Here is a 22,372-nt window from a genome sequence, read left to right as displayed (position 1 = left end):
GTTTAACGACAGATCTGTGACGACTCCTCCTGGGCGTCTGCCGCCTCCAGCGTTTCCAGAACCTCCGCAGCCAGGCTGCGGCTGATCTTGGCTCGGCGTGCCAGTGCCAGCTTGTCCATGCGATCGACGACCACCTGGGCGGCCGAGAAGGAACGCTCCATGCGGCTGACGATATAGCCGACAATCTTGTCATCGATGTAAAGCTGCCGGTCGGCGAAGAGCTTGGTGATCAGCTGGCCGAGCAGCTCTTCATCCGGCGCTCCGATTTCCACGACCGTGGCCGCCTTTAGACGCGAATTGAGATCCGGAAGTGCGACATTCCAGGACGGCGGAAAGCTGCGGGAGGTGATCAGCAGCGTCGTGCCGTGCTGGCGGACCGCATTGATGACATGGAAGAGCTCGACCTCGTCAAAGCCCCTTCGATCGGCATCCTCGAAGAGCACCGGGCCGACGGCGGCGGCTTGCGAGGCGCCCTCACCGTTTTGCAGCACGATATCGGTCGCGCCGCTGGTGTCGCGAAAGATCTGGGCAAGGTGGGATTTGCCAGAGCCTTCCGGCCCGGTCAAGATCACCACCGGCGACGGCCAGTCGGGCCACGCATCGACAATAGAAACCGCCGCGGCCATGCGTTCGGAAACCAGGAGATCGTCACGGCCGCTTGCAGCACCATGCTCGAAGGCGAGCGGCAATTGTTCGGCGGCTCCCCGTTTTTCGGGAGCCATCTTGGCGTCAGTCATTCATGCCTCGGGCACGTCTCTGGAGCTGGGGGATGCGATCTCGCCAACGGGCTGGGAAGGCGGCGTGATGACGACCGTGGTTCCGTAATAGAGATCGCTGTCAAGATAACGCGAGATCGCGAAGCGAACAAGCACGCCGACGGCCGCGGCCGCGGGCACCGCCACGAGGACACCGACGAAGCCAAAGAGAGCACCGAAGGCAAAAAGCGCGAACATCAGCCAGACCGGATGCAGGCCGACGCTTTTGCCGACAAGTTTCGGCTGCAGGATGTTGCCCTCGATGAACTGCCCGAGGAAGAAGATGCCGGCAATCACCCCGATCCAGATGAAATCCGGCCAGAACTGCACAAGTGCCACGCCGAGCGACAGGAGCAGGCCGACGGTCGACCCGACATAGGGGATGAAACTGATCATGCCGGTAAAGAAGCCGATCAGCAGGCCGAAATTCAGCCCGGCGGCCGAGAGCGCAATCGCGTAGAAAATACCGAGGATCAGGCAGAGAGAGCCCTGACCGCGCACGAAGCCCGCAATCGTGTTGTCGAGTTCGGTGGCGAGCTGGCGCACTGTACCAAGCTGGTTGCGAGGCACCCAGCTGTCCACCTTCTCGATCATGCGGTCCCAGTCGAGCAGCAGGTAAAAGGCAACAACCGGTGTCACCACCAGCAGCGAGGCGATGTCGAGCAGCGCCTTGCCGGAATTCCAGATCTGCTCAACGAGCGTGCCGAGGAAGCCGACGCCTTCGCTCAAATAACGGGAGAAGTTCTCCTGGATCGTGCCCATCTGGCCATCGACCCAATCCGGCAACCAAGAGGCATTCGAGGTCGCGATGAAGGTCTGCAACTGCGTGATATAGCTCGGCACGCGCTGGATGAATTCATTGAGCTGGCTGGCGAGCACAGGAATGATGATCATCAGGGAGAGCACGAAGACAACGACGAAGGAGACGAGGATGACAACCGTCGCCATCAGTCGGCTCAAGCCGATACGCTCCAGCCGGTCGGCAACGGGATCGAGGAAATAGGCGAGCGCCATGCCGGCAATGAAGGGCAGCAAGACGGACGAGAACAGCATCAGGAAGCCGACGAAAATCGCCAGCGTCACCAGCCAGAACAGAACCTGGCGGCGCAGGCCGATTGCACTGATATAGCGAGCCATGTCCGTCTCCGTTGGAAGTTCGAGCCCTGCGCTGGCCCGCAAACCATGCTGCGGCGCCACAGTAGGAGATAGGTTACCGCAGAAGCCTTGGTCAAGAACTCCCACCCGATCCTGGAGCACAAGTGTCGATGGAGGCCGAGAATGCCCGGGAAATCGTGCACTTCCACGGCTCTCTGCTTGCATCCGAGGGCTCTTCATGCCATGGCCAGCCCAAATTCTCGCAGGATCGGAGGCAGGCATGAGCCAGGCTGGCAAGAACGGGTTGACCTATAGCGATGCGGGCGTCGACATCGACGCGGGCAACCTGATGGTCGAGAAGATCAAGCCGGCCGTGAAGTCGACACGCCGCCCCGGTGCGGACGGCGAGATCGGCGGCTTCGGCGGCCTGTTCGACCTCAAGGCTGCAGGCTTCAAGGATCCGATCCTCGTTGCGGCAAACGACGGCGTCGGGACCAAGCTGAAGATCGCGATCGACGCCGATATCCATGACACCGTCGGCATCGACCTGGTGGCCATGTGCGTCAACGATCTCGTGGTCCAGGGCGCCGAACCCCTGCTCTTTCTCGACTACTTCGCCACCGGCAAGCTGGACCCGGATCAGGGTGCAGCGATCGTCCAAGGCATCGCTGCCGGTTGCCGCGAGGCTGGCTGTGCGCTGATCGGCGGCGAGACCGCCGAAATGCCCGGCATGTATTCCAAGGGCGACTATGACCTCGCTGGCTTTGCCGTGGGTGCCGCCGAGCGCGGCGAACTCTTGCCGGCAGGCGACATTGCCGAAGGTGACGTAATCCTCGGCCTTTCCTCCTCGGGCGTGCATTCCAACGGCTTTTCGCTGGTGCGCAAGATCGTTGAAGTCTCGGGCCTTGCCTGGGATGCCCCCGCCCCCTTCGCTGAGGGACAGTCGCTCGGTGCAGCCCTGCTGACCCCAACCCGTATCTATGTGAAGCCGCTCCTGAAGGCGATCAAGGAAACCAAGTCGCTGAAGGCGCTTGCCCATATCACCGGCGGCGGCTTCCCGGAGAACATCCCGCGCGTGCTGCCGCAGCATCTGGCCGCCGAGATCGATCTCTCCTCCTTCCAGGTTCCGGCTGTCTTCTCCTGGCTCGCCAAGACCGGTGGTGTTGCCCAGAACGAGATGCTGCGCACCTTCAACTGCGGCATCGGCATGATCGTCGTCGTTTCCGCCGACAAGGTCGACGAGGTCACCAAGGCCCTCGAAGCCGAAGGTGAAACCGTCGCCCGTCTCGGCCGCATGATCGCCCGCGAAGAAGGTGCGCATGGCGTCACCTACAAGGGTACGCTCGCCCTATGAGCATCGGCCGCAAACGCGTCGTCGCCTTCATTTCCGGCGGCGGGTCGAACATGCTGGCGCTTGCGAAAGCATGCGAAGCGGCCGACTATCCGGCCGAGATCGTCGCCGTCTTCTCCGACAAGCCGGAGGCCGGCGGCATTGCCAAGGCGCAAGCTCTCGGCATTCCGACACACGTCTTCCCGCGCAAGGCCTATGGTTCGAAGGCGGAACACGAGGCGGCGATCCTCGCCGCACTTGCCGAGATCGGCCCCGACCTGATCTGCCTTGCCGGTTACATGCGCCTGCTCTCGGGCGACTTCATTCGCCCGCATGAAGGCCGGATCCTCAACATCCACCCTTCCCTTCTGCCGCTCTTCCCGGGCCTGCACACCCATCAGCGGGCGATCGAGGCCGGCATGAAGGTCGCGGGCTGCACCGTGCATTTCGTCACCGAAGGCATGGATGAAGGCCCTGTTATCGCGCAATCGGTCGTGCCGATCCTGATCGACGACACTGCCGAGACGCTCGCCGCACGCGTGCTGACGGTCGAGCACCAGACCTATGCGGCGGCACTGAAGCTGGTTGCTTCCGGCAGCGTCTCCATGCGCGCCAATGGCAGCGTCGAAAGGCTCGCGTCCAAGACAGATCCAGCGGCAAGGCTGATCAGCGCCTGACACCCGCTGAGGGTTCAGAAGCCGGCGCAAGGTAGCAATCCCTTAACCATAACCATGCAACCGTGACGATTATTCAATCGATACGGTCAGCTCATGTTCAAGTCCCAGATCAATCCCGTTCTCTTTGTCGGCGGCGCGCTTTTGCTCGCCTCACAGGCCTCCGGCCAGGATGCCTATGGCGGCTCGACCGCCGGCTCAGTGCGCTACTATGCCGGCGTCGGGATGGCCAACATCAAGGCCGGCGAATATGTCTATAGCGGCGACCGCAAAATCAGCCAGCTCGACTGGGAGAGCAAGGGCGTCGTGACCGGCACGCTCGGTGGCGACGTCGATATCGGCTATGCCTGGAAGCTCAAGGGCCGGTTTGACGTGGGCCTCGGCGGCGACGGCTACATGGAAGACCGCGACTGGCTGAGCACCTCCTATTCCGGCTGGACCCACCAGTCCCTGCATCCGGATACCGCGCTCGACCGCTACATCAATGTGCTCCTCGAAGCCGAAAGAGCGCTCGTCGATACGGGTGCCACCCGCCTCGGCCTCGGCGGCGGCATCGGCTACACCAATGTCAAATGGACGGCCCGCGGCGGCAGCTACATCTATAGCGATACGACACTGCATGACACGGTCGGCAATTTCGCCGACGGGTTGAAGGGCATTTCCTACGAGCAGCGCATTCCAACCGTGTTCCTCAGCGCCAATGCCGAGCAGAAAATCGGCGCCTTCACCTTGTCGGGCACGCTGCGCGGTGGCGCTGCCATCGCTTACAAGGGCGTGGACGACCACTGGCTCCGCTACCTTCGCTTCACGGACGAAATGGATGTCGCGCCGATGATTGGTGCAACGGTGACGGCCGATTATCAGCTGCTGCCATCGACAGCCGTTTATCTCGGTGGCGATTTCCAGAAAATCTTCGAGACACGCGGCGACGCCCATGTGCGCAGCACCGTGAACGGCGCAAGCGCGAGCTTCGACGATGGCGGCGCGGCCGACTACCAGTCGATCACGGTGACGGCCGGCTTGAAAGGGACGTTCTAGGTCGGGAGACCCTTTCACCGAATGGTGGCTTCCGAACACTGCGGCCGGAAGCGACAGGATCTAACAACTTTTTGATGCCACAGACTCGTGGTTTACTGCCTGCGATTGCTTTTTCGGCCTATTGATCCTCGCAGCGCAGTGTTTCAGATGTCACTTTCCGACCGCCTTTTTCGCCCGTTCGAAAGTCTTTTGCGGCCTCTCGACGTTTCCTTCCAGCCGATACCCGATGGCGGTCCCTTTCGCCTGCTCTATCATTTCGGCAGGTATGCGCCGTGGTCGCTGATTTCGATTCTGGTCCTCAGTGCCGCCATCGAGCTTTCCAACCTCGCCGTCATCTGGGGCGTCTCCCATCTGGTTGATGGCGTGTCGACCGGCGGCGCCGCAGCGTATCTGCGCGAGCACCAGACGGCACTGGTGATCTTCCTCGTCCTGTTCTTTCCGATCTCGCCGTTGATGACCTTTCTCTGCAACGCGCTGGGTTCGCATGTGGTGAGCGTCGCCCTGCCCTCTCTCATCCAATGGCATGGGCACAAGGCGGTCGAGCGCCAGGACCTCGCATTCTTTCACGATCTCTTTGCCGGTCAGGTGGCGACCCGGATCGCCCAGGTCGCCTCATCGGTCAAACAGCAACTCGCCGTGGCGATCTGGATCTTCCCGCATTTTCTGGTGCAACTCATCGGAAGTTTCGCGCTGATGATCACGCTGTCCTGGCCACTGGCAATCCCGGTCGCCATCTGGATCGCGGGCAATGTTCTCGTGGCGTGGCAGGCGATCCCGAAATTTTCCGAAACCGGCCGGAAGGCGGCGAAGACCCGGAGCCGGCTGGTCGGCTCGATGACCGATCTCTACAGCAACATCCAGACGGTCAAGCTTTTTGCCGCCGAAGACAGTGAAGCTGGCGCATTGCGCGAGGCAATCGGCAAGTCGATGCGGGCTCAGTACGACGAGCGCCGGGTTGGCATCCTCTCTGACATGGGCGTCATCACGCTGAATGTCCTGTTATTTCTCGCTGTCTTCGGCATCAGCGTATGGGGCATGGTCGAGAACTTCGTATCGATCGGGGAGTTCGTCGCTGCAATCACGCTCACTCAGCGTCTGTCGGCCAATTCGCGCGGCTTCCTCAACATGGGCCAGCAAGTCTTCGAGGCGGTCGGCACGATCCGCGATGCGATGCCGGTGATGACCAACGCACCCAAGGTCGTCGACGCACCCCATGCCCGGCCCCTTGCCGTCAGCGATGGTGAGATCCGCTTCGAGAAGGTGCGCTTCGGATACCGGGATGGATCACCCGTCCTGCAGGATCTTTCCCTCGATATCAGGCCACATGAGAAGGTTGGGCTTGTCGGCCTGTCCGGCGCTGGCAAGACGACACTGGCAAGCCTTCTCTTGCGCCTGTTCGACGTCGATGGCGGCCGTATCCTGATCGATGGCCAGGATGTCGCCCAGGTGACGCAATCGAGCCTACGACAGAGCATCGGCTTCATCACGCAAGACGTCTCGCTTCTGCACCGCTCCATTGGTGATAATATCCTGTACGGACGTCCCGAGGCCTCCGAAGCGGAGGTGATCGCAGCCATCGAGGCCGCAAGCGCCGCCGAATTCATTGCGGACCTGAAGGACGGCGATGGCCGGACCGGACGGGAGGCCTTTGTGGGTGACAGAGGTGTGCGATTGTCGGGCGGGCAAAGGCAGAGGGTCGCGATTGCCAGAGCGCTTCTGAAAGATGCGCCCATTCTGGTGCTCGACGAAGCAACCTCGGCGCTCGACAGCGAGGCCGAAGCGACCATTCAGGAGAAGCTTGACCTGCTGATGCAGGGCAAGACGGTGATTGCCATTGCTCATCGCCTCTCAACGATTGCCCGTATGGACCGCATCATCGTTTTGGACAAGGGCCAGATCGTCGAGCAAGGGCGACCGGACGACCTGTTGCAATCAGATGGCCTCTACAGTCGATTATGGGCAAGACAGACCGGTGGCTACATCGCCTCGCTTGCGGATTGATCAGGATCCGACGCGTCGCAACGCCGCCCATTGCAGGAGCATGATCGTCTTGGCGTCGATGATCTCACCGGCTTCGACCATATCCAGGGCCTCGGCGAAGGGAAGCTCGATCACTTCGAGGTCCTCCTGTTCGTCCTCGAGCCCGCCGCCCGTCGCAATGCGATCCGCATCCGTCACGGGACTGTAGAAGCCGTGGAGCTTTTCGGTGACGGAGCCCGGGGACATGAAAGCGGCGAAGGCCGGTGTCGCCTTTGCGATTTCATAACCGGTCTCTTCCAGCGCTTCGCGCAGGGCCGCCTGCATCGCCGTTTCGCCATCGTCGATGAAACCCGCGGGGACCTCGAGCAGATAGGGATATTCACCGCTCAAGTGAGCTGCGATGCGCAGCTGGCGAACCAGCGTGACGGTGTCACGCTCGATGTTGTGCAGAAGGATCGCAGCGGCATGGCGGCGATCGAAGACCTCCCAGGAGAGCCGATGCGGCGCCCTGCCCTCGCGGAAGAAATCGAAGGTGATGCCACGCAGATGGCTCCAGCCCTTCCACAGCGTCTTGTCTTCCAGGATCGCGATCCGGGCCTTGTCGAATATGCTCATGTCAGGCTTTTCTCATCCAGACCTTGTTGTCGTGGAAGGCGGCGCCGCCATGCGGGGCTGCCGGATCGGCACCGGTCAGGACATTGATGCCCTCGCCATCGAGATGGGACTTGTTGGGCCACAGCCCTTCGGCCACCAGAACGCCCGGCTTCACGGCGTCGGTGATCTTCGCATGGATGCGCAGTTCGCCCCTGACATTGCCAAGTTGGACAACATCACCATCCATCAGATCGAGGCTCAGGGCATCCGACGGATTGACCATGACCTCGGGGCGGCCTTCCTTGTCGCGCGAAGTCTTGGTCTCGGCGAAGGTGGAGTTCAGGAAGTTGCGCGCAGGCGAAGTCGCGAGCCGGAAGGGATGCTCGGCATCGGCCACCTCGATCAGGTCGACCTGATCGGGATAGACCGGCAGGGATTTGACCGGGCCGAGCGAGCCGAGCTTTGCCGGCGGCTTGTTCGGGGCTGGCGTTCCTTCCCAATCCGGCTTGAAGCGGAACTTGCCGTCCGGATGGGCAAAGCCGTTCAGGTAATGCGCGTCGTCGAAGGCCGGCTGGCAGTCGAGCCACTTGTCCTCGATCAGCGTATCGAAATCCGGCTTGCCGCTGACATAGAGCATGCGCTCGATATGCTCGCGCTCGGTCTTGCCGAAGCCGGGACGGTCGGCGACGCCGAGGCGTTTCGCCAGTTCCTCGATGACGAAGAGATTGGTGCGCACCAAGGGCGGCGCATCGACGAGCTTCGGCCCGAGCAGGATATGGCTCTGGCCGCCGCCGCGATAGATGTCGTCGTGTTCGACGAACATGGTGGCAGGCAGGACGATGTCGGCGATATCAGCCGTCTCGGTCATGAACTGCTCATGCACGGCAACGAAAAGGTCGTTGCGCAGGAAGCCTTGTTTCACCAGCCGCTGTTCGGGCGCGACATTCACCGGATTCGTGTTCTGGATGAGGAGCGCATCGACGGGGCCGCGATGGCGCAGTGCCTCGGCATCACCGGTCAAAACGCGACCGATCTGCGACTGGTCGAGCATGCGGATCTCAGGGTCGACCATGGCCGTGCCCATCAGTTCGGCCTTATTGAGCTGGAAGATGTCGCTGTTCGAATGGAAGGCTCCGCCGCCCTCGTATTGCCATGAGCCGAGCACGGTCGCGAGCGACAGGGCCGCATGCATCGAGACGGCACCATTGCGGCTGCGGGTGAAGCCGTAGCCAAGGCGGAAATAGGTCTTTTTCGTCTCGCCGACATGGCGGGCGAAGGCCTCGATCTCTTCGACGGAGAGGCCGGTGATGCCAGCGGCCCATTCCGGCGTCTTGTCTTTCAAATGCGCTTCCAGTCCTGCAGGATCATCAGCGAATTTTGCCATGTAGTCTCGGTCGGCATAGCCGTCACGGAAAGCGACATGCATGGTGGCGCAGGCAAGGGCCGCATCCGTACCCGGCTTCAGGATCAAGGCCATGTCGGCCTGCTTCATTGTCGGATTGTCATAGATATCAACGACGACGATCTTCGCGCCACGATCTTTCCGAGCCTTGATCGCATGGGTCATGACGTTGACCTGGGTCGCCACCGCATTGGTGCCCCAGATCACCACACAATCGGAGATGGCCATCTCGCGCGGGTCCGGGCCGCGCAGCGTGCCGGTTCCCATGACATAGCCGGTCCAGGCCATGTTGGTGCAGATCGTGCCGAAGAAGCCGGAATATTTCTTCGCGTGGCGCAGGCGCTCGATCGAATCGCGCTGAACGAGGCCCATGGTGCCGGCGTAGAAATAGGGCCAGACCGCTTCCGAGCCATGGCGCTGCTCGGCCTTGACGAAGGCGTCGGCGATCTCGTCGAGGGCGGCTTCCCAGGTGACATCCTGCCACTGACCCGCACCCTTGGCCCCTGCCCTGCGCACCGGCTTCATCAGGCGGTCGGGATGGTAAAGCCGCTCGGCATAACGCGCGACCTTGGCGCAGATGACGCCAGCAGTATAGCTGTTCTCCGTTGCCCCGCGCATCCGACCGATGCGGCCGTCCTCGGTCAGTTCGACGTCAAGCGCGCAGGTGGATGGACAGTCATGCGGACAGGCCGTATGACCAAGCGACCGGTTTCGGATGGGGCTCTGGATGTTCATGGGGCCGTTATAGGCCATGGCCGGGACGCTCAAAAGCCCCATTCAAATAAATCATCACTGCCATCGGAAGCCTTCATGAATTATCGCCACATCTATCACGCGGGCAATTTTGCCGATGTCCTGAAGCATCTCGTGCTCTCGCGACTGATCGTCTACCTGCAGCAGAAGGACAAGGCGTTTCGCGTGCTCGACACCCATGCCGGCATCGGGCTTTACGACCTCTCCTCCGAGGAGGCGCAGAAGACAGGCGAATGGCTTGAAGGCATCGGCAAGGTGATCGATGCCGAGCTGCCGGAAAAGGTGGCCGAGATCATGGCGCCCTATCTCGATGCGGTGAAGGCGCTCAACCCGGATCGCCAGGCCGGCGGACTGCTGACACGCTATCCCGGATCGCCGAAACTCTCGCGCGACCTGTTCCGCCCGCAGGACAGGCTGTCTGCGATGGAACTGCATCCCGAGGACGCTCGGGCGCTCGCCCGGCAGTTCGAGGGTGACTTCCAGGTGCGCGTGACAGAGCTCGACGGCTGGCTGACGCTGAATGCGCATCTGCCGCCGAAGGAAAAGCGCGGCATCGTGCTGGTCGATCCGCCCTTCGAGATCGAGGGCGAATATGAGCGGCTGGTGGACGGGCTCGCCAAGGCGCATCGCCGCTTTGCCAACGGCGTCTACTGCCTCTGGTATCCGATCAAGAAGGGCGCGCCGATCAAGGAATTCCACGAGGCACTGCAGGCGCTCGGGATCCCCAAAATGCTCTGCGCCGAGCTTCACGTAAAGAGTGACCGCGAACAGACCGGCCTTTCCGGCACCGGTCTCGTCATCGTCAATCCACCCTTCACGCTGAAGGACGAGATGCATCTGGTGCTGCCGGAACTGAAGCGGCTGATGGCGCAGGATCGTTACGCATCGCATCGCTGCTTCTGGCTGCGCGGCGAAGACTGAGCGGGAGCCGAGCAGCGCATGGGACGCTATACCGGCTTCATCGCCCTCGGCCTCATGATCGCGGCGGCAGCCGTTTACAGCTTCCTGCCGTCCGATGCACCGGTCGAGCGGGCTTCGCCACCAGCCTCTCCGCAGGCAGAGATGCCTTCGACTTCCCAGGACAACGCAAAGCCGTCGGATCCATCTGCCGTGAGCGAGGTCCCGCAAGGCAGTGGCTTTGATTTCTACGTGCTCTCCCTTTCCTGGTCGCCGACCTTCTGTGACAGCGAAGCTGCCGGCCGCAACCGCGAGCAATGCGGCGGGGCCAAAGACTTCGGTTGGGTGGTGCACGGGCTTTGGCCGCAGAACGAAAAGGGCTGGCCGGAGAATTGCCCCACACCTGAGGGCAGCCGCGTGCCCGAGCGGATCGGGCGAACCGTTATCGACATCATGCCGAGTATGGGGCTAATCGGCCATCAGTGGCGCAAACATGGCTCCTGTTCGGGGCTTGGCATGCAGGACTATTTCAAGCTGGTTCGCGAGGCCCATGAGCGCATTCGCATTCCGCCGGAACTCGCCACAGTCTCCAGGGAAAGCCGGACATCACCGCAGGCCGTCGAAGCCGCTTTCATCCGCAGCAATCCGGGGCTCACCCGCTCGGCAGTCGCCGTGACCTGTGATAGGGAGAGAGTCGACGAAGTCAGGATCTGCCTCGACCGGTCGCTTGGCTTCCGCGCCTGTCCTGAGGTCGACAGTCGATCCTGCCGCCGGTCCGAGATCACGATCTCGCCTACGCGTTAACTCGCCACGAGAGCCACAGGAAACCATCATGAAGCTGCTCTTCGCGCCCGCCTCTCCCTATTCGTCCAAGGTCCGCATGGCCGCCCGCCATCTCGGTATCGAGCTGGAAGAGGTCAGGGTCAACACGGCGGAAAACCCGCCGGAACTCGTCGATGCCAATCCGCTCGGCAAGATACCGACGCTGATCACCGACGATGGCACGGCCATCTTCGACAGCCGGGCGATCATGCAATATCTGCACCGCCTGTCCGACAAGCGTCTCTACCCGAAGAAGGACGAGAAGCGGACTGAAGCGGATGTGCTCGAAGCCCTGGCAGACGGCATCGCCGACTGCCTGCTCGCCATCGTCTACGAGAAGCGCTTCCGGCCGCCGGAACTCGTCAGCCAGGATGTGATCGACAGGCAATGGGCGAAGATCAATCGCAGCCTCGATCACCTCGACAAACACCTGCCGAAGATAGGCAAAAAGCTGCATGGCGGTCATTTCGCGCTGGCATCCACTCTCGGCTACCTGATGCTGCGCTTCCCGGGCGAATGGGAAAACGGACGTGCAGCGCTCACCGAATGGCCGGCAAAATTCGCCAAGCATTTCGAGCCCTACCCGGCCCTCAGGCCGAAAGCCTGACCTGCTACCGCTTTCCAGCAGAATCAGAAAAGCCGGGGCGATGCCCCGGCTTTTCTTTCATTCTCGATCGCTTGGATCAGAACTTCACGCCCATGCCGACCTTGACCGAGTGGTCGTCGAAGCCACGGGAAATGGTCGAACCACCGAGGTTGAAGTCGCGCTTCTGATAGTCGCTGTAGCGATATTCGACGCGAGCCGTGATGTTGTCGGTGACGAAGGTTTCGACACCGGCGCCAACCGTGTAACCGGCTGCCAGCTTCTCGTCGTTGGTGCCGCCGCCTTCCAGTTCGTGGTTGGCAACAGCCAGACCAGCCGTACCGTAGACCATGAAGGGGTTCAGGTCGTAACCGACGCGACCACGGACCGAGCCGTTGACGCCCTGGGTGCCCTTGAGAGTGCCAGCGACGCCCGGTGCTGTACCGGCCGAACCGTCTTCACCGGCGTAGCTGATGTCAGCTTCAGCACCGTAAACGATCGAGCCGTTCTGCATGTTGTAACCACCGTAGAGGGTGCCGCCGAGGTCCTTGGCGTCACGGCCGTTGTCCGAACCGGTGAACTTGCCGAAGTCGTAGGTCAGACCACCACCGACATAGGCACCCGACCAGTTGCCGGCCGGTGCAGAGTAGGATTCGGTCGCCATCGGGGCTTCCGGTGCCTGGTAGATGGCGTCGGCTGCCTGGGCGGCGAAAGCTGCGACGGAAGTGGCGGATGCCAGAAGCATGATCTTGAGGGTACGCATGTTAGTCTCCTTTCGGTTCCCGGCCGCTCTTCACTAAGAACCAACGGCGGCCTGAACGTTAGTGGGTAATCTGTCCGTTCCGACTGTCTAGATGAATAGAAATTGAGGAAATGAAAGAGCGGAAATGTGAATTCTTTGTGGCGCAGCCATGACCAAATCGGGACGTTGCTTAAAAGACACAAACGATTCGTTAACCATAACAAATGGTTTACGATATTTACTGAAGATTTCATAAAATTATACTTACGCTATACGCAGACGCCACCAAGCAAAGACCGCAGGAAGTTTCAGATATGCCCCGTTTAAATATCGCGCTGGCGCCATATATGCAGCGCAACATCATTGACAGAACAAGGTAAGACAGATGCAAAACGGCATCCCGAAGGTGGCTTTGGTCACCGGATCCGCAAAACGACTTGGCCGCGCCATCGCCGAAGACTTGGCCGCCCATGGTTTTGCCGTGGCATTGCATGCGAACGGTTCGCTGGATGCGGCAGAGGCGGTGGCCCGCGACTTGCGATCCGAGGGAAAACGCGCCATTGCGCTGAAGGCGGACCTTGGTAACATTTTCGAGACCGGATCTCTGATTTCGCAGGCCGAGGCCGAATTCGGACCTGTCGGGCTGCTCGTCAACAATGCCTCGATCTTCGAAGACGACTCTGCCGTCGATTTCGATCCGGAAATCTTCGACCGCCACTTCAATCTGCATGTCCGGGCTCCGGCCATATTGAGCGGCGCGCTCATCAAGGCGCTGCCTGAGGATCGCTCTGGCCTGATCGTCAACATCATCGACCAGCGCGTGCTGGCGCTGAAGCCAACTTTCTTTTCCTATACGCTTTCCAAGGCCACGCTCTGGACAGCCACCCAGACACTCGCCCAGGCCTTCTCGCCGCGGGTGCGGGTGAATGCGATCGGCCCCGGCCCCACCTTGATTTCGGAGCGACAGCGACCGGAAGATTTCCAGGCGCAGGTGGACAGCCTTCCGCTGAAACGCGGCCCGTCGCTCGACGAATTCGGGCGTACGATCCGCTTTCTTTTTGACACGCCGTCGATCACCGGCCAAATGATCGCCTTGGATGGGGGCCAGCATCTGATTTGGCACGGCACGGAGATCAATGAATGAATGGAGGAAAGCTGCCCGACGGCGGCATTCTCTATGATGGCACGGAAGACGATGACGACGAAGTTGCGGTCGAGGTGGGAGCCTCCCGCCCCGGCGTAGAGATCGACTGGCATGTCGACGGCCTCGACGAAACGGGTCTGACGGGCGCCGAACTGATCGGCGAATTCGTCAAGCGGCTGCCGAATGCGCCCGGCGTCTACCGGATGCTGAACAAGGACCGCGAGGTCATGTATGTCGGCAAGGCGCGCAGCCTGAAGAAGCGCGTGAGCAACTACGCCCAGGGCCGCGTGCATTCGAACCGCCTTTCGCGCATGGTGCGGGACACCGTGCACATGGAATTCGTCACGACCCGGACCGAGGTCGAGGCGCTGCTGCTCGAAGCCAACCTCATCAAACGGTTGCGTCCGCGCTTCAACGTGCTTTTGCGCGACGACAAGAGCTTTCCTTACATCCTAATCACCGGAGACACCCGGTCGCCTGCCATCTACAAGCATCGCGGGGCGCGTGCCCGCAAGGGCGACTATTTCGGGCCCTTTGCTTCGGCGAGTGCGGTCGGCCGTACGATCAACTCCCTGCAGCGCGCCTTCCTTCTACGCACCTGCACCGACAGTGTCTTCGAAAGCCGGACCCGACCCTGCCTGCTCTATCAAATCAAGCGCTGTTCGGGCCCATGCACGCATGAGATCAGCGACCCGGATTATGCCGGCCTGGTGCGCGAGGCGAAGGACTTCCTGTCGGGCAAGAGCCAGAACGTCAAGGAAGCCATGGCGCGTGCGATGAACGAGGCCGCCGAGGATCTCGACTTCGAGCGCGCCGCCGTTTTTCGCGACCGGCTTGCGGGCCTCAGCCATGTCCAGAGCCATCAGGGCATCAACCCTGCCGGCGTGGATGAGGCTGATGTCTTCGCCATCCACCATGAAGGCGGGCTGTCCTGTATTCAGGTGTTCTTTTTCCGCGCCAGTCAGAATTGGGGCAATCAGGCCTATTTCCCGAAAGCCGATCCGCAGCTCAGCGCGGCCGAAGTGCTCAACTCCTTCCTCGCGCAGTTCTATGACGACAAGCCGGTGCCCCGTCTGATCCTGCTTTCCGAAGAGGTCGAGGAACAGGACCTGCTGGCGACTGCGCTTTCCGAAAAGGCCGCCCACAAGGTGGCGATCAGCGTGCCGCAGCGGGGCGAAAAGAGGGATCTCGTCGATCATGTGAATTCGAATGCGCGCGAAGCCCATGGGCGGAAGCTGGCGGAGACCGCCTCGCAGTCACGGCTGCTCGCAGGTCTCGCCGAGACGTTCCAGCTGCCTTACGTGCCGCGCCGGATCGAGATCTATGACAACTCGCACATCATGGGTACCAATGCCGTCGGCGGCATGGTCGTCGCCGGGCCGGAAGGCTTCGTGAAGGGGCAGTACCGCAAGTTCAACATCAAATCGACCGACATCACGCCGGGCGACGACTTCGGCATGATGCGCGAAGTGATGACCCGCCGCTTCTCGCGCCTGCTGAAGGAAGAGGGCAAGCCGGACCGCAGTGTGTCGCCTGAGGACAGTGCGGACACCCCCTTCCCTGCCTGGCCGGATGTGATCCTGATCGACGGTGGCCAGGGCCAGATGTCGGCAGTCCGCAAGATCCTTGCCGATCTCGACATCACCGACAGCGTGATCGCCATCGGCGTTGCCAAGGGCGTCGACCGCGATGCGGGCCGCGAGCGCTTCTTCGTCGAGGGCAAGCCGGACTTCACGCTCCCGCCGCGCGACCCGGTCCTCTACTTCATCCAGCGCATGCGCGACGAGGCGCATCGGTTTGCGATCGGCTCGCACCGGGCGCGGCGCAAGAAGGAAATGGTCAAGAACCCGCTCGACGAAATCTCCGGCATCGGCCCGACGCGCAAGCGGGCGCTGCTGCAGCACTTCGGCACTGCCAAGGCCGTGTCCCGGGCGGCGGTCAGCGACCTGATGGCGGTCGAGGGCATTTCGGAAGCCGCGGCGCGGCTGATCTACAACCATTTTCACGAAAGCAGCGGTGACTGACACGGAAACGACGCATCCGGGGTCGAGATGATGATACAGACGGTTCAGAATTCTTGAGTTGACGGCCCCGACGGAAACCCATCACATCACTTAGAGCACCAGACTTCAAAGACAGGGCATCATGGCTTCGCGCGCATACAACATCCCCAATCTCCTCACCTACGCCCGCATCCTGGCCGTGCCGCTGATCGTCGTCTGCTTCTTCCTGGAAGGTCGCCTGCAGAGCTCCGACTTTGCCCGCTGGTCGGCATTGACGATCTTTGTCGTTGCCTCGATCACCGACTATCTCGACGGCTATCTGGCCCGCATCTGGAACCAGACATCGAATATCGGCAAGATGCTGGATCCGATCGCCGACAAGCTGCTGATCGCCTCCGTGCTGCTCTTGATGGCAGCGGATGGCACGATCGCGGGCTGGTCGCTCTGGGCTGCCATCACCATTCTGTGCCGCGAGATCCTGGTCTCCGGGCTGCGTGAATATCTGGCGGCGCTGAAAGTGTCCGTGCCGGTGACCCAGATCGCCAAGTGGAAGACGACGGCACAGATGTTCGCGCTCGCCTTCCTGCTCGCCGGTCCCGCGGGCGACAAGGTGCTGCCCTATACGACGGAGGCCGGCATCACGCTGCTCTGGATCGCCGCCATCCTGACCATCTATACCGGCTACGACTATTTCCGCGCCGGCGCCAAGCACATGGTGGATTGAGATGGTGAAGCTCGTCTACTTCGCCTGGGTTCGCGAACGGATCGGCAAGGGTGAGGAAGAACTGGAAATCCCGGCGGAAGTGAAGACGGCCGGCGATCTGGTTTCCTGGCTTGCAACGCTCGGAGAGGGCTATGAGGAAGTACTGCGCTTCCCCAAGGCCATCCGTGTAGCGATCAATCAGGAGCATGTAGAGCATAACGAACTGATTGCTGGCGCCCGTGAGATCGGGATCTTTCCGCCGATGACCGGTGGCTGAGAGGCATCCCGCTGGAGGACAAGCCGTGATGGCCAGGCCCACCCCCACCATCCGCGTGCAGCGGGACGATTTCGATGCCGCTGCAGAATCGCGCGGCTTGACAGCCGACCGCAAGGATATCGGCGCCATCGTCTCCTTCGTCGGTCTCTGCCGCGACGAGGCGGGCACACTTTCGGCGCTGGAACTCGAGCATTATCCCGGGATGGCGGAAACAGAGATGACCCGGATCGCGGAACTTGCGATCGATCGCTTCTCGCTGCTGGGGCTCACCGCCATCCACCGCTTCGGGCGGATCGAGGCGGGAGAACAGATCGTCCTCGTCATTGCCGCCGCCCCCCATCGTCAGGCGGCCTTCGACGGCGCCAATTTCGTCATGGATTTCCTGAAGACCTCAGCACCATTCTGGAAGAAGGAACACAGCCAGGATGGGTCGAGCGGCGACTGGGTCGCGGCCAAGGATGCCGACGATACGGCACGGGATCGCTGGAGCCGGTAGCCGACCCGCATCAAAAAACCGGAGCCTTTCGGCCCCGGTTCTTCAATTCTTCCAGTGTCTTAAGACCTTCGCCTCAGGACCTGATTCAGCCGACGATTTCGGTGTCGGCGAACCAGTACTTGATTTCCTGGGCAGCGGTTTCCGGAGCGTCCGAACCGTGAACCGAGTTTTCGCCGATCGAGAGGGCGAACATCTTGCGGATGGTGCCTTCGTCAGCATTGGCCGGGTTGGTCGCGCCCATGATTTCGCGGTTCTTCAGGATGGCGTTTTCGCCTTCGAGAACCTGAACGACGGTCGGGCCCGAGGTCATGCCTTCAACCAGTTCGCCGAAGAAAGGGCGTTCCTTGTGAACGGCGTAAAAGCCTTCGGCTTCGCGCTGGCTCATCCATACGCGCTTGGAAGCGACGACGCGCAGGCCGTTGTCTTCGAAGACCTTGGTGATGGCGCCGGTCAGGTTGCGCTTGGTGGCGTCGGGCTTGATCATCGAGAAGGTGCGTTCAATCGCCATCTGTCTCATCCTTTTGTCTGTCAGGGAAAGTGGGCGGTATCTACCCGCCCCGAATCACGAAGACAAGAGGGGTTCGACAATTTCACGACGACGTCACAATCGGCCGGTTTTTGCCCTGTCAGGCAACCGCACGGGCGACGCCGTCATGGAGTTCGAGGCAGCGCTCGAACCAGCGGCTCACGGGATCATCCGCCGGCAGGTGGATGGCACCGGTGGTGATCCTCAGCCATTGCAGCGCACCGAAGAGGATGTAGTCGCCGAAGAGCGGGGTTGCGCCACCGACAAAAGGATGGAAAGCCAGCATGTGGCGGAGTGGCTGGAGCGCTGCCGGCAAGGCGGCAATCGCGGCGTCGCGACCGGCGGCCATCTCCTCGAAGCTGCGTCCGAGCCGCTCTTCCCGGCTCTTGCGAAAATAGGCCTGGTCGGTGGGCGCGAGCATGTCGTGGATGTCGACGAGGGCGATCTTCGTGATCGCGCCGTGGACCACATGCTGCGAATAGCCCTCCACCAAGCGCGCCGCGGCGACACCGCCCTGCCCGCCGAACAGGCTCGGCTGTTCGGGATAGGCCTCCTCCAGATAGAGCGCGATCCGAAAGCTGTCGGAGATCAGTTCCTGGCCGTCCCGAAAAATCGGGACCGTTTTGGAGAACCCGCCCTCGACAGTCGGGATCGCCGTGAAGGCGAGCGGCCGCTCTTCGAAGTCCAGTCCCTTGTGGTGGAGGGCCATCACGACCTTCCAGCAATGGGGCGAGAAAGGACGCGCGGCATCGGCGCCGCACAGCGAGTAAAGGGTCATCGTCATCGGGTTCTCCTGATTTTGCGCCAGACAAGCCGATCCCGGGGCTGGATGCAAATCAGCATTTTTCATGGAACCCATCACCCCCATTTCGGTCGAAGCCCGCTAGACTGCGGGCCGGACCATAATCAGGAGTGCACCATGCAGAACTATCAGATGCTCGCGGACTACAATGCCTGGGCCAACAGGCTCGTCTACGCCGCTGCAGCAGAATTGTCGGCGGAAGAGCTTCACCGCGATACCGGGGCCTTCTTCGGATCGATCTTTGGGACCCTCAGCCATATCCTGACTGCCGACCGGGTCTGGCTGAACCGCTTTACCGGCGAAGGCCCGAAGCCCGTGGCCCTCGACGAGAGGCCCTATGACGACTTCAAGGATCTGATGGCGGCACGGGCGGACGACGATGTGCGGATCGTCCGCTACATCGAAGGCCTGACGGCGGAGCAGTTGGACCGCGACTTCACCTACACACCTGTCACCTCGCCGGAGCGCGTGAGCCACAAGCTCTGGCCGGCGCTCACGCATTTCTTCAATCACCAGACCCATCATCGCGGCCAAGTGCATGCGGGCTTGACCACACTGGGCAAGCCGAGCCTCAGCCTCGACCTGATCTATTTCGTCCGCAGTGAGGGGAAGGCTTACCTTTGATCGCGAGGAGCTGCGTATTCAGATCCGGCTAACCAAGTCTCGCTCACAGCCAAAGGGCTTAACCGAATCTGCAAGTATTGAGATGGAGAGTGCGCGCACACAGGGCGGCAAGCGGGATCGAACGATGCACGGGGCACAGAACAGGGGAACAGCGCAGGGCGCGAGCGAGGAGCTGCAGAAGATCTCGGTTTTCATGCTGAAGCACCAGATCGCCGGGCTCCCCCGCAATTACGAGCTAGTCCATGCAGCCTTCACCGGTGGCAATTCTGATCTTGCGCGCGAGCTTGCAACCCTGGGGCCGCGGCCTGCGCAATCCGCTCTCGACCAGCTTGGCCTCAAACATCGCCTGCCCGGGCATTGTGGCGTTTCCACCGAGCGACTTCAGGAAGAAACGCTGAAGACGCTCAGCATGCTAAGCGATCATCTGTCGCTCGGCCTGACACAGAAGCGGGCTTTCACCCATTCGGTGGAAAGCGTCATTCGTTCGATTCGGGAAGACGTGTCCGTCGGCATCGATCAGTTACTCGGAGAGCTCGAACTGCTGGCTTCGATCGCGGGCGACATGGTCAAGGCGGAAACGGCGCTGTCGTCACAGGTCTCCCACGGACTGGAAAGTCTTGAGAGCGCAGATCGCGCCATGCGTGCAGCTCAGGCGGCCATGAAGCGCGACCAGTTGACGGGGCTTGCCAACCGGATCAGCCTCTTTCAGACCCTCGACGAGGTGCATGCAGATGCTTCACCGGCCAAGCCGAGCGCACTTGTTCTGATCGAAATCGTCGATCTTGCCGGCCTGCAGCACCAATACGGCGACGAGGCGGTGAGCAAGCTGATCCGTGGGCTCGCGACGATCTTCCGCAAGGCGATCAAGAAGCACGACTTCATTGCCCGCATCGAGGCGGATACTTTTGCCTTCGTCTTCCAGGGCATCAATGCTGACGAGGCGCATATCATCGCCGAACGTCTGTTCACAACGGCGGAGAACAATCTCGTCTTCGCATCCGAGACATCGCACGATGTCGGCGGCCTGCCACTCGCCATCGGTCATGCCATGGCGCATGAAGCTGCCGATTCCGCTGCATGGCTCGCGATCGCAAAGACAGCGACCATGCTGGCCCGGCAAAATCCGCGCCAGCCGATCATCGGTTACAAACCGGGACCCCGCCAGGTCGCGTAACGCGCAGCGCCCTGCCCGCCCGCTTGCCTTTGGCCGTGACATCGGCCAAAAGCCAGAGCCATGATCACGATCTCCGATATCTCCGCCCGCATCGCCGGACGCCTGCTCATCGACCATGCCAGCGTTTCCCTGCCGGCCGGCACCAAGGCCGGGCTCGTGGGCAAGAACGGCGCGGGCAAGTCGACGCTGTTTCGCATTATCACCGGCGATCTCGCGTCGGAAAGCGGCTCGATCTCGATCCCGAAGAATGCCCGCATCGGCCAGGTGGCGCAGGAAGCGTCGGGAACGGAAGACTCGCTGATCTCCATCGTGCTTGCCGCCGACAAGGAGCGATCGGCCCTGCTCGCCGAAGCCGAGACGGCGACGGATCCGCATCGCATCGCCGAGATCCAGACACGGCTTGCCGATATCGGCGCGCATTCGGCGGAAGCGCGGGCAGCGACCATCCTCTCGGGCCTCGGCTTCGACCACGAGGCGCAGTTGCGCCCGGCCTCGTCATTTTCCGGCGGCTGGCGCATGCGCGTGGCGCTCGCCTCGGTGCTGTTTGCCGAGCCCGATCTGCTGCTGCTCGACGAGCCGACCAACTATCTCGATCTCGAAGGCACGCTCTGGCTCGAGGATTATGTGCGGCGCTATCCGCATACCGTCATCATCATCAGCCACGACCGGGATCTCCTGAATACGGCGGTCAATTCGATTGTCCATCTCGACCAGAAAAAGCTGACCTTCTATCGCGGCGGCTATGACAGCTTCGAGCGGCAAAAGGCCGAGAATGACGAATTGCAGATGAAGGCCAAGGCGAAGAACGACGCCGCCCGCAAACATCTGCAGAGCTTCATCGACCGCTTCCGCGCCAAGGCAACCAAGGCCAAGCAGGCCCAGAGCCGCATCAAGGCGCTGGAGCGCATGGGAACGGTTGCGGCCGTGATCGAGGACCATGTTCATCCGATCACCTTCCCGAAGCCCGAGAAGCAGCCGGCCTCCCCGATCGTCGCGATCTCGGGCGGCGTAGTCGGTTACGAACCCGGCAAGCCGATCCTGAAAAACCTCAATCTCAGGATCGACAACGATGACCGCATCGCCCTGCTCGGTTCGAACGGCAACGGCAAGTCGACCTTCGCCAAGTTCATTTCCGGCCGACTGGAAGCGCAGGGTGGCCAGCTGAAGACGGCCGCGAGCCTGAAGATCGGCTTCTTCGCGCAGCATCAGCTGGACGACCTCATCCCGAACGAGAGCCCGGTCGATCATGTTCGCCGGCTGATGAGCCAGGAGCCGGAGGCCAAGGTCCGCGCCCGTGTTGCGCAGATGGGGCTTGCGACAGAAAAGATGGACACGGCCGCCAAGGATCTCTCGGGTGGCGAGAAAGCCCGCCTTCTGATGGGGCTTGCCGCCTTTCATGCGCCAAACCTGCTCATCCTCGACGAACCGACCAACCACCTCGACATCGATAGCCGCAAGGCGCTGATCGAGGCGCTCAACGACTATGAGGGCGCCGTCATCCTGATTTCCCATGATCGCCATTTGATCGAGGCGACCGTGGACCGGCTCTGGCTTGTCAACAATGGCACCGTCACCAGTTTCGACGGCGACATGGAAGAGTATCGCTCGCTGATCATTGCGTCGGGCAAGAAGCCGGTGGAGAAGGACAAGGGCGACAGCGGCGCTGATACCGTCAACAAGGCAGAGCAGCGCAAGGCGGCGGCCGACAGGCGCGCGAGCCTCGCGCCGCTGAAGAAAAAGATCAATGAAGTCGAGGCCTTGACGAAGAAGCTGGAGACTTTGATTCAGTCGCTCGACAAGGAACTTGCCGATCCGGCTCTCTATGAGAAGGCACCAGCCAAGGCGGCCGAGAAGGCCAAGCAGCGCGGAGAAGCGGCGGCGAAGCTTTCGGCAGCGGAAGAGCAATGGCTTGAGCTTTCCGCCGAATACGAAGAGGGCATGGCCGGCTGAAGCTCGGC

The 22,372-nt window shown here is 61.6% G+C and carries 22 protein-coding genes; 15 read left to right on the top strand and 7 right to left on the bottom strand.

What is annotated here, in order from left to right:
• Nucleotides 1-2: 2 nt before the first annotated feature.
• Both hdaA and QWE_RS17385 read right to left on the bottom strand, forming a co-directional pair.
• A complete protein-coding gene (gene hdaA / locus QWE_RS17390) occupies nt 3-737 on the bottom strand; it encodes a DnaA regulatory inactivator HdaA (protein WP_006727479.1) in 735 nt (244 codons plus the stop codon).
• On the bottom strand, nt 738-1,892 hold the full coding sequence (locus QWE_RS17385; protein ID WP_006727478.1) for an AI-2E family transporter: 1,155 nt from the start codon (nt 1,890-1,892) through the stop codon (nt 738-740).
• Between the two features lie 238 nt (nt 1,893-2,130).
• On the opposite strand from QWE_RS17385, the gene purM reads away from it, so the two are divergent.
• From purM to QWE_RS17365, 4 genes are all read left to right on the top strand, one after another.
• On the top strand, nt 2,131-3,204 hold the full coding sequence (gene purM / locus QWE_RS17380; RefSeq protein WP_006727477.1) for a phosphoribosylformylglycinamidine cyclo-ligase: 1,074 nt from the start codon (nt 2,131-2,133) through the stop codon (nt 3,202-3,204).
• A complete protein-coding gene (purN, locus tag QWE_RS17375; protein WP_006727476.1) occupies nt 3,201-3,857 on the top strand; it encodes a phosphoribosylglycinamide formyltransferase in 657 nt (218 codons plus the stop codon). The genes purM and purN overlap by 4 nt, the downstream gene beginning before the upstream one ends.
• Before the next feature lie 93 nt (nt 3,858-3,950).
• The gene (locus QWE_RS17370; protein WP_006727475.1) at nt 3,951-4,892 is read left to right on the top strand and encodes an omptin family outer membrane protease; all 942 of its coding nucleotides are present in this window, start codon (nt 3,951-3,953) and stop codon (nt 4,890-4,892) included.
• A gap of 147 nt (nt 4,893-5,039) precedes the next feature.
• A complete protein-coding gene (locus QWE_RS17365) occupies nt 5,040-6,893 on the top strand; it encodes an ABC transporter ATP-binding protein (protein ID WP_006727474.1) in 1,854 nt (617 codons plus the stop codon).
• Here the strand turns inward: QWE_RS17365 and QWE_RS17360 are convergent, their stop codons facing one another.
• Both QWE_RS17360 and QWE_RS17355 read right to left on the bottom strand, forming a co-directional pair.
• On the bottom strand, nt 6,894-7,487 hold the full coding sequence (locus QWE_RS17360) for an NUDIX domain-containing protein (protein ID WP_006727473.1): 594 nt from the start codon (nt 7,485-7,487) through the stop codon (nt 6,894-6,896). It lies immediately after the preceding gene.
• Nucleotide 7,488: 1 nt separating this feature from the next.
• Nucleotides 7,489-9,645 (bottom strand): molybdopterin-containing oxidoreductase family protein, encoded by a 2,157-nt coding sequence (locus tag QWE_RS17355; protein ID WP_100220934.1) that lies wholly within the window; start codon nt 9,643-9,645, stop codon nt 7,489-7,491.
• 33 nt (nt 9,646-9,678) lie between these two features.
• On the opposite strand from QWE_RS17355, the gene QWE_RS17350 reads away from it, so the two are divergent.
• From QWE_RS17350 to QWE_RS17340, 3 genes are read left to right on the top strand one after another with little or no spacing between them, the layout of a single operon-like run.
• A complete protein-coding gene (locus QWE_RS17350) occupies nt 9,679-10,542 on the top strand; it encodes a 23S rRNA (adenine(2030)-N(6))-methyltransferase RlmJ (protein ID WP_006727471.1) in 864 nt (287 codons plus the stop codon).
• Nucleotides 10,543-10,560: 18 nt separating this feature from the next.
• A complete protein-coding gene (locus QWE_RS17345) occupies nt 10,561-11,322 on the top strand; it encodes a ribonuclease T2 family protein (RefSeq protein WP_006727470.1) in 762 nt (253 codons plus the stop codon).
• A gap of 28 nt (nt 11,323-11,350) precedes the next feature.
• On the top strand, nt 11,351-11,947 hold the full coding sequence (locus QWE_RS17340; protein ID WP_006727469.1) for a glutathione S-transferase family protein: 597 nt from the start codon (nt 11,351-11,353) through the stop codon (nt 11,945-11,947).
• A 76-nt stretch (nt 11,948-12,023) separates the two neighbouring features.
• Here QWE_RS17340 and QWE_RS17335 read toward each other — a convergent pair whose 3' ends face one another.
• The gene (locus QWE_RS17335; protein WP_006727468.1) at nt 12,024-12,686 is read right to left on the bottom strand and encodes an outer membrane protein; all 663 of its coding nucleotides are present in this window, start codon (nt 12,684-12,686) and stop codon (nt 12,024-12,026) included.
• A gap of 364 nt (nt 12,687-13,050) precedes the next feature.
• On the opposite strand from QWE_RS17335, the gene QWE_RS17330 reads away from it, so the two are divergent.
• The 5 genes from QWE_RS17330 to QWE_RS17310 all read left to right on the top strand — a co-directional run bounded on the left by QWE_RS17330 (nt 13,051) and on the right by QWE_RS17310 (nt 17,288).
• Nucleotides 13,051-13,809 (top strand): SDR family oxidoreductase, encoded by a 759-nt coding sequence (locus QWE_RS17330; protein WP_006727467.1) that lies wholly within the window; start codon nt 13,051-13,053, stop codon nt 13,807-13,809.
• Nucleotides 13,806-15,833: an excinuclease ABC subunit UvrC gene (gene uvrC / locus QWE_RS17325; protein ID WP_006727466.1), complete on the top strand. Its 2,028-nt coding sequence runs from the start codon at nt 13,806-13,808 to the stop codon at nt 15,831-15,833. The genes QWE_RS17330 and uvrC overlap by 4 nt, the downstream gene beginning before the upstream one ends.
• A gap of 121 nt (nt 15,834-15,954) precedes the next feature.
• Nucleotides 15,955-16,536 carry a CDP-diacylglycerol--glycerol-3-phosphate 3-phosphatidyltransferase gene (gene pgsA / locus QWE_RS17320; RefSeq protein WP_006727465.1) on the top strand — a complete coding sequence of 194 codons (582 nt, stop codon included), beginning with the start codon at nt 15,955-15,957 and terminating at the stop codon, nt 16,534-16,536.
• Between the two features lies 1 nt (nt 16,537).
• A complete protein-coding gene (gene moaD / locus QWE_RS17315; protein ID WP_006727464.1) occupies nt 16,538-16,792 on the top strand; it encodes a molybdopterin converting factor subunit 1 in 255 nt (84 codons plus the stop codon).
• Between the two features lie 28 nt (nt 16,793-16,820).
• Nucleotides 16,821-17,288 (top strand): molybdenum cofactor biosynthesis protein MoaE, encoded by a 468-nt coding sequence (locus tag QWE_RS17310; protein ID WP_006727463.1) that lies wholly within the window; start codon nt 16,821-16,823, stop codon nt 17,286-17,288.
• A gap of 85 nt (nt 17,289-17,373) precedes the next feature.
• Here the strand turns inward: QWE_RS17310 and ndk are convergent, their stop codons facing one another.
• Both ndk and QWE_RS17300 read right to left on the bottom strand, forming a co-directional pair.
• On the bottom strand, nt 17,374-17,796 hold the full coding sequence (gene ndk / locus QWE_RS17305) for a nucleoside-diphosphate kinase (RefSeq protein ID WP_006727462.1): 423 nt from the start codon (nt 17,794-17,796) through the stop codon (nt 17,374-17,376).
• Nucleotides 17,797-17,914: 118 nt separating this feature from the next.
• On the bottom strand, nt 17,915-18,598 hold the full coding sequence (locus tag QWE_RS17300) for a glutathione S-transferase family protein (protein WP_006727461.1): 684 nt from the start codon (nt 18,596-18,598) through the stop codon (nt 17,915-17,917).
• A 135-nt stretch (nt 18,599-18,733) separates the two neighbouring features.
• Here QWE_RS17300 and QWE_RS17295 point away from each other — a divergent pair, with 135 nt between their 5' ends.
• The 3 genes from QWE_RS17295 (at nt 18,734) to QWE_RS17285 (ending at nt 22,364) form a co-directional block, all read left to right on the top strand.
• Nucleotides 18,734-19,240: a DinB family protein gene (locus tag QWE_RS17295; protein WP_006727460.1), complete on the top strand. Its 507-nt coding sequence runs from the start codon at nt 18,734-18,736 to the stop codon at nt 19,238-19,240.
• A gap of 124 nt (nt 19,241-19,364) precedes the next feature.
• Nucleotides 19,365-20,414 carry a GGDEF domain-containing protein gene (locus QWE_RS17290; protein ID WP_040300573.1) on the top strand — a complete coding sequence of 350 codons (1,050 nt, stop codon included), beginning with the start codon at nt 19,365-19,367 and terminating at the stop codon, nt 20,412-20,414.
• Nucleotides 20,415-20,474: 60 nt separating this feature from the next.
• Nucleotides 20,475-22,364: an ABC-F family ATP-binding cassette domain-containing protein gene (locus QWE_RS17285; protein WP_006727458.1), complete on the top strand. Its 1,890-nt coding sequence runs from the start codon at nt 20,475-20,477 to the stop codon at nt 22,362-22,364.
• Nucleotides 22,365-22,372: the final 8 nt, after the last annotated feature.

The sequence above is a fragment of the Agrobacterium albertimagni AOL15 genome, assembly GCF_000300855.1.
In the GTDB taxonomy this organism is placed as follows: Bacteria; Pseudomonadota; Alphaproteobacteria; order Rhizobiales; family Rhizobiaceae; genus Allorhizobium; species Allorhizobium albertimagni.
Note: the sequence above shows the minus strand (reverse complement) of the source record. Positions and strands in the feature narration are given on the sequence as shown.

Coding starts and splice junctions, on each gene's coding strand:
- QWE_RS17365 (WP_006727474.1), top strand. CDS start 5,040: ATGTCACTTTCCGACCGCCTTTTTCGCCCGTTCGAAAGTCTTTTGCGG.
- moaD (WP_006727464.1), top strand. CDS start 16,538: ATGGTGAAGCTCGTCTACTTCGCCTGGGTTCGCGAACGGATCGGCAAG.
- QWE_RS17345 (WP_006727470.1), top strand. CDS start 10,561: ATGGGACGCTATACCGGCTTCATCGCCCTCGGCCTCATGATCGCGGCG.
- purM (WP_006727477.1), top strand. CDS start 2,131: ATGAGCCAGGCTGGCAAGAACGGGTTGACCTATAGCGATGCGGGCGTC.
- QWE_RS17290 (WP_040300573.1), top strand. CDS start 19,365: ATGCACGGGGCACAGAACAGGGGAACAGCGCAGGGCGCGAGCGAGGAG.
- QWE_RS17340 (WP_006727469.1), top strand. CDS start 11,351: ATGAAGCTGCTCTTCGCGCCCGCCTCTCCCTATTCGTCCAAGGTCCGC.
- QWE_RS17350 (WP_006727471.1), top strand. CDS start 9,679: ATGAATTATCGCCACATCTATCACGCGGGCAATTTTGCCGATGTCCTG.
- QWE_RS17335 (WP_006727468.1), bottom strand. CDS start 12,686: ATGCGTACCCTCAAGATCATGCTTCTGGCATCCGCCACTTCCGTCGCA.
- QWE_RS17310 (WP_006727463.1), top strand. CDS start 16,821: ATGGCCAGGCCCACCCCCACCATCCGCGTGCAGCGGGACGATTTCGAT.
- QWE_RS17385 (WP_006727478.1), bottom strand. CDS start 1,892: ATGGCTCGCTATATCAGTGCAATCGGCCTGCGCCGCCAGGTTCTGTTC.
- QWE_RS17360 (WP_006727473.1), bottom strand. CDS start 7,487: ATGAGCATATTCGACAAGGCCCGGATCGCGATCCTGGAAGACAAGACG.
- pgsA (WP_006727465.1), top strand. CDS start 15,955: ATGGCTTCGCGCGCATACAACATCCCCAATCTCCTCACCTACGCCCGC.
- purN (WP_006727476.1), top strand. CDS start 3,201: ATGAGCATCGGCCGCAAACGCGTCGTCGCCTTCATTTCCGGCGGCGGG.
- QWE_RS17285 (WP_006727458.1), top strand. CDS start 20,475: ATGATCACGATCTCCGATATCTCCGCCCGCATCGCCGGACGCCTGCTC.
- QWE_RS17300 (WP_006727461.1), bottom strand. CDS start 18,598: ATGACGATGACCCTTTACTCGCTGTGCGGCGCCGATGCCGCGCGTCCT.
- QWE_RS17295 (WP_006727460.1), top strand. CDS start 18,734: ATGCAGAACTATCAGATGCTCGCGGACTACAATGCCTGGGCCAACAGG.
- uvrC (WP_006727466.1), top strand. CDS start 13,806: ATGAATGGAGGAAAGCTGCCCGACGGCGGCATTCTCTATGATGGCACG.
- QWE_RS17330 (WP_006727467.1), top strand. CDS start 13,051: ATGCAAAACGGCATCCCGAAGGTGGCTTTGGTCACCGGATCCGCAAAA.
- hdaA (WP_006727479.1), bottom strand. CDS start 737: ATGACTGACGCCAAGATGGCTCCCGAAAAACGGGGAGCCGCCGAACAA.
- ndk (WP_006727462.1), bottom strand. CDS start 17,796: ATGGCGATTGAACGCACCTTCTCGATGATCAAGCCCGACGCCACCAAG.
- QWE_RS17370 (WP_006727475.1), top strand. CDS start 3,951: ATGTTCAAGTCCCAGATCAATCCCGTTCTCTTTGTCGGCGGCGCGCTT.
- QWE_RS17355 (WP_100220934.1), bottom strand. CDS start 9,645: ATGGGGCTTTTGAGCGTCCCGGCCATGGCCTATAACGGCCCCATGAAC.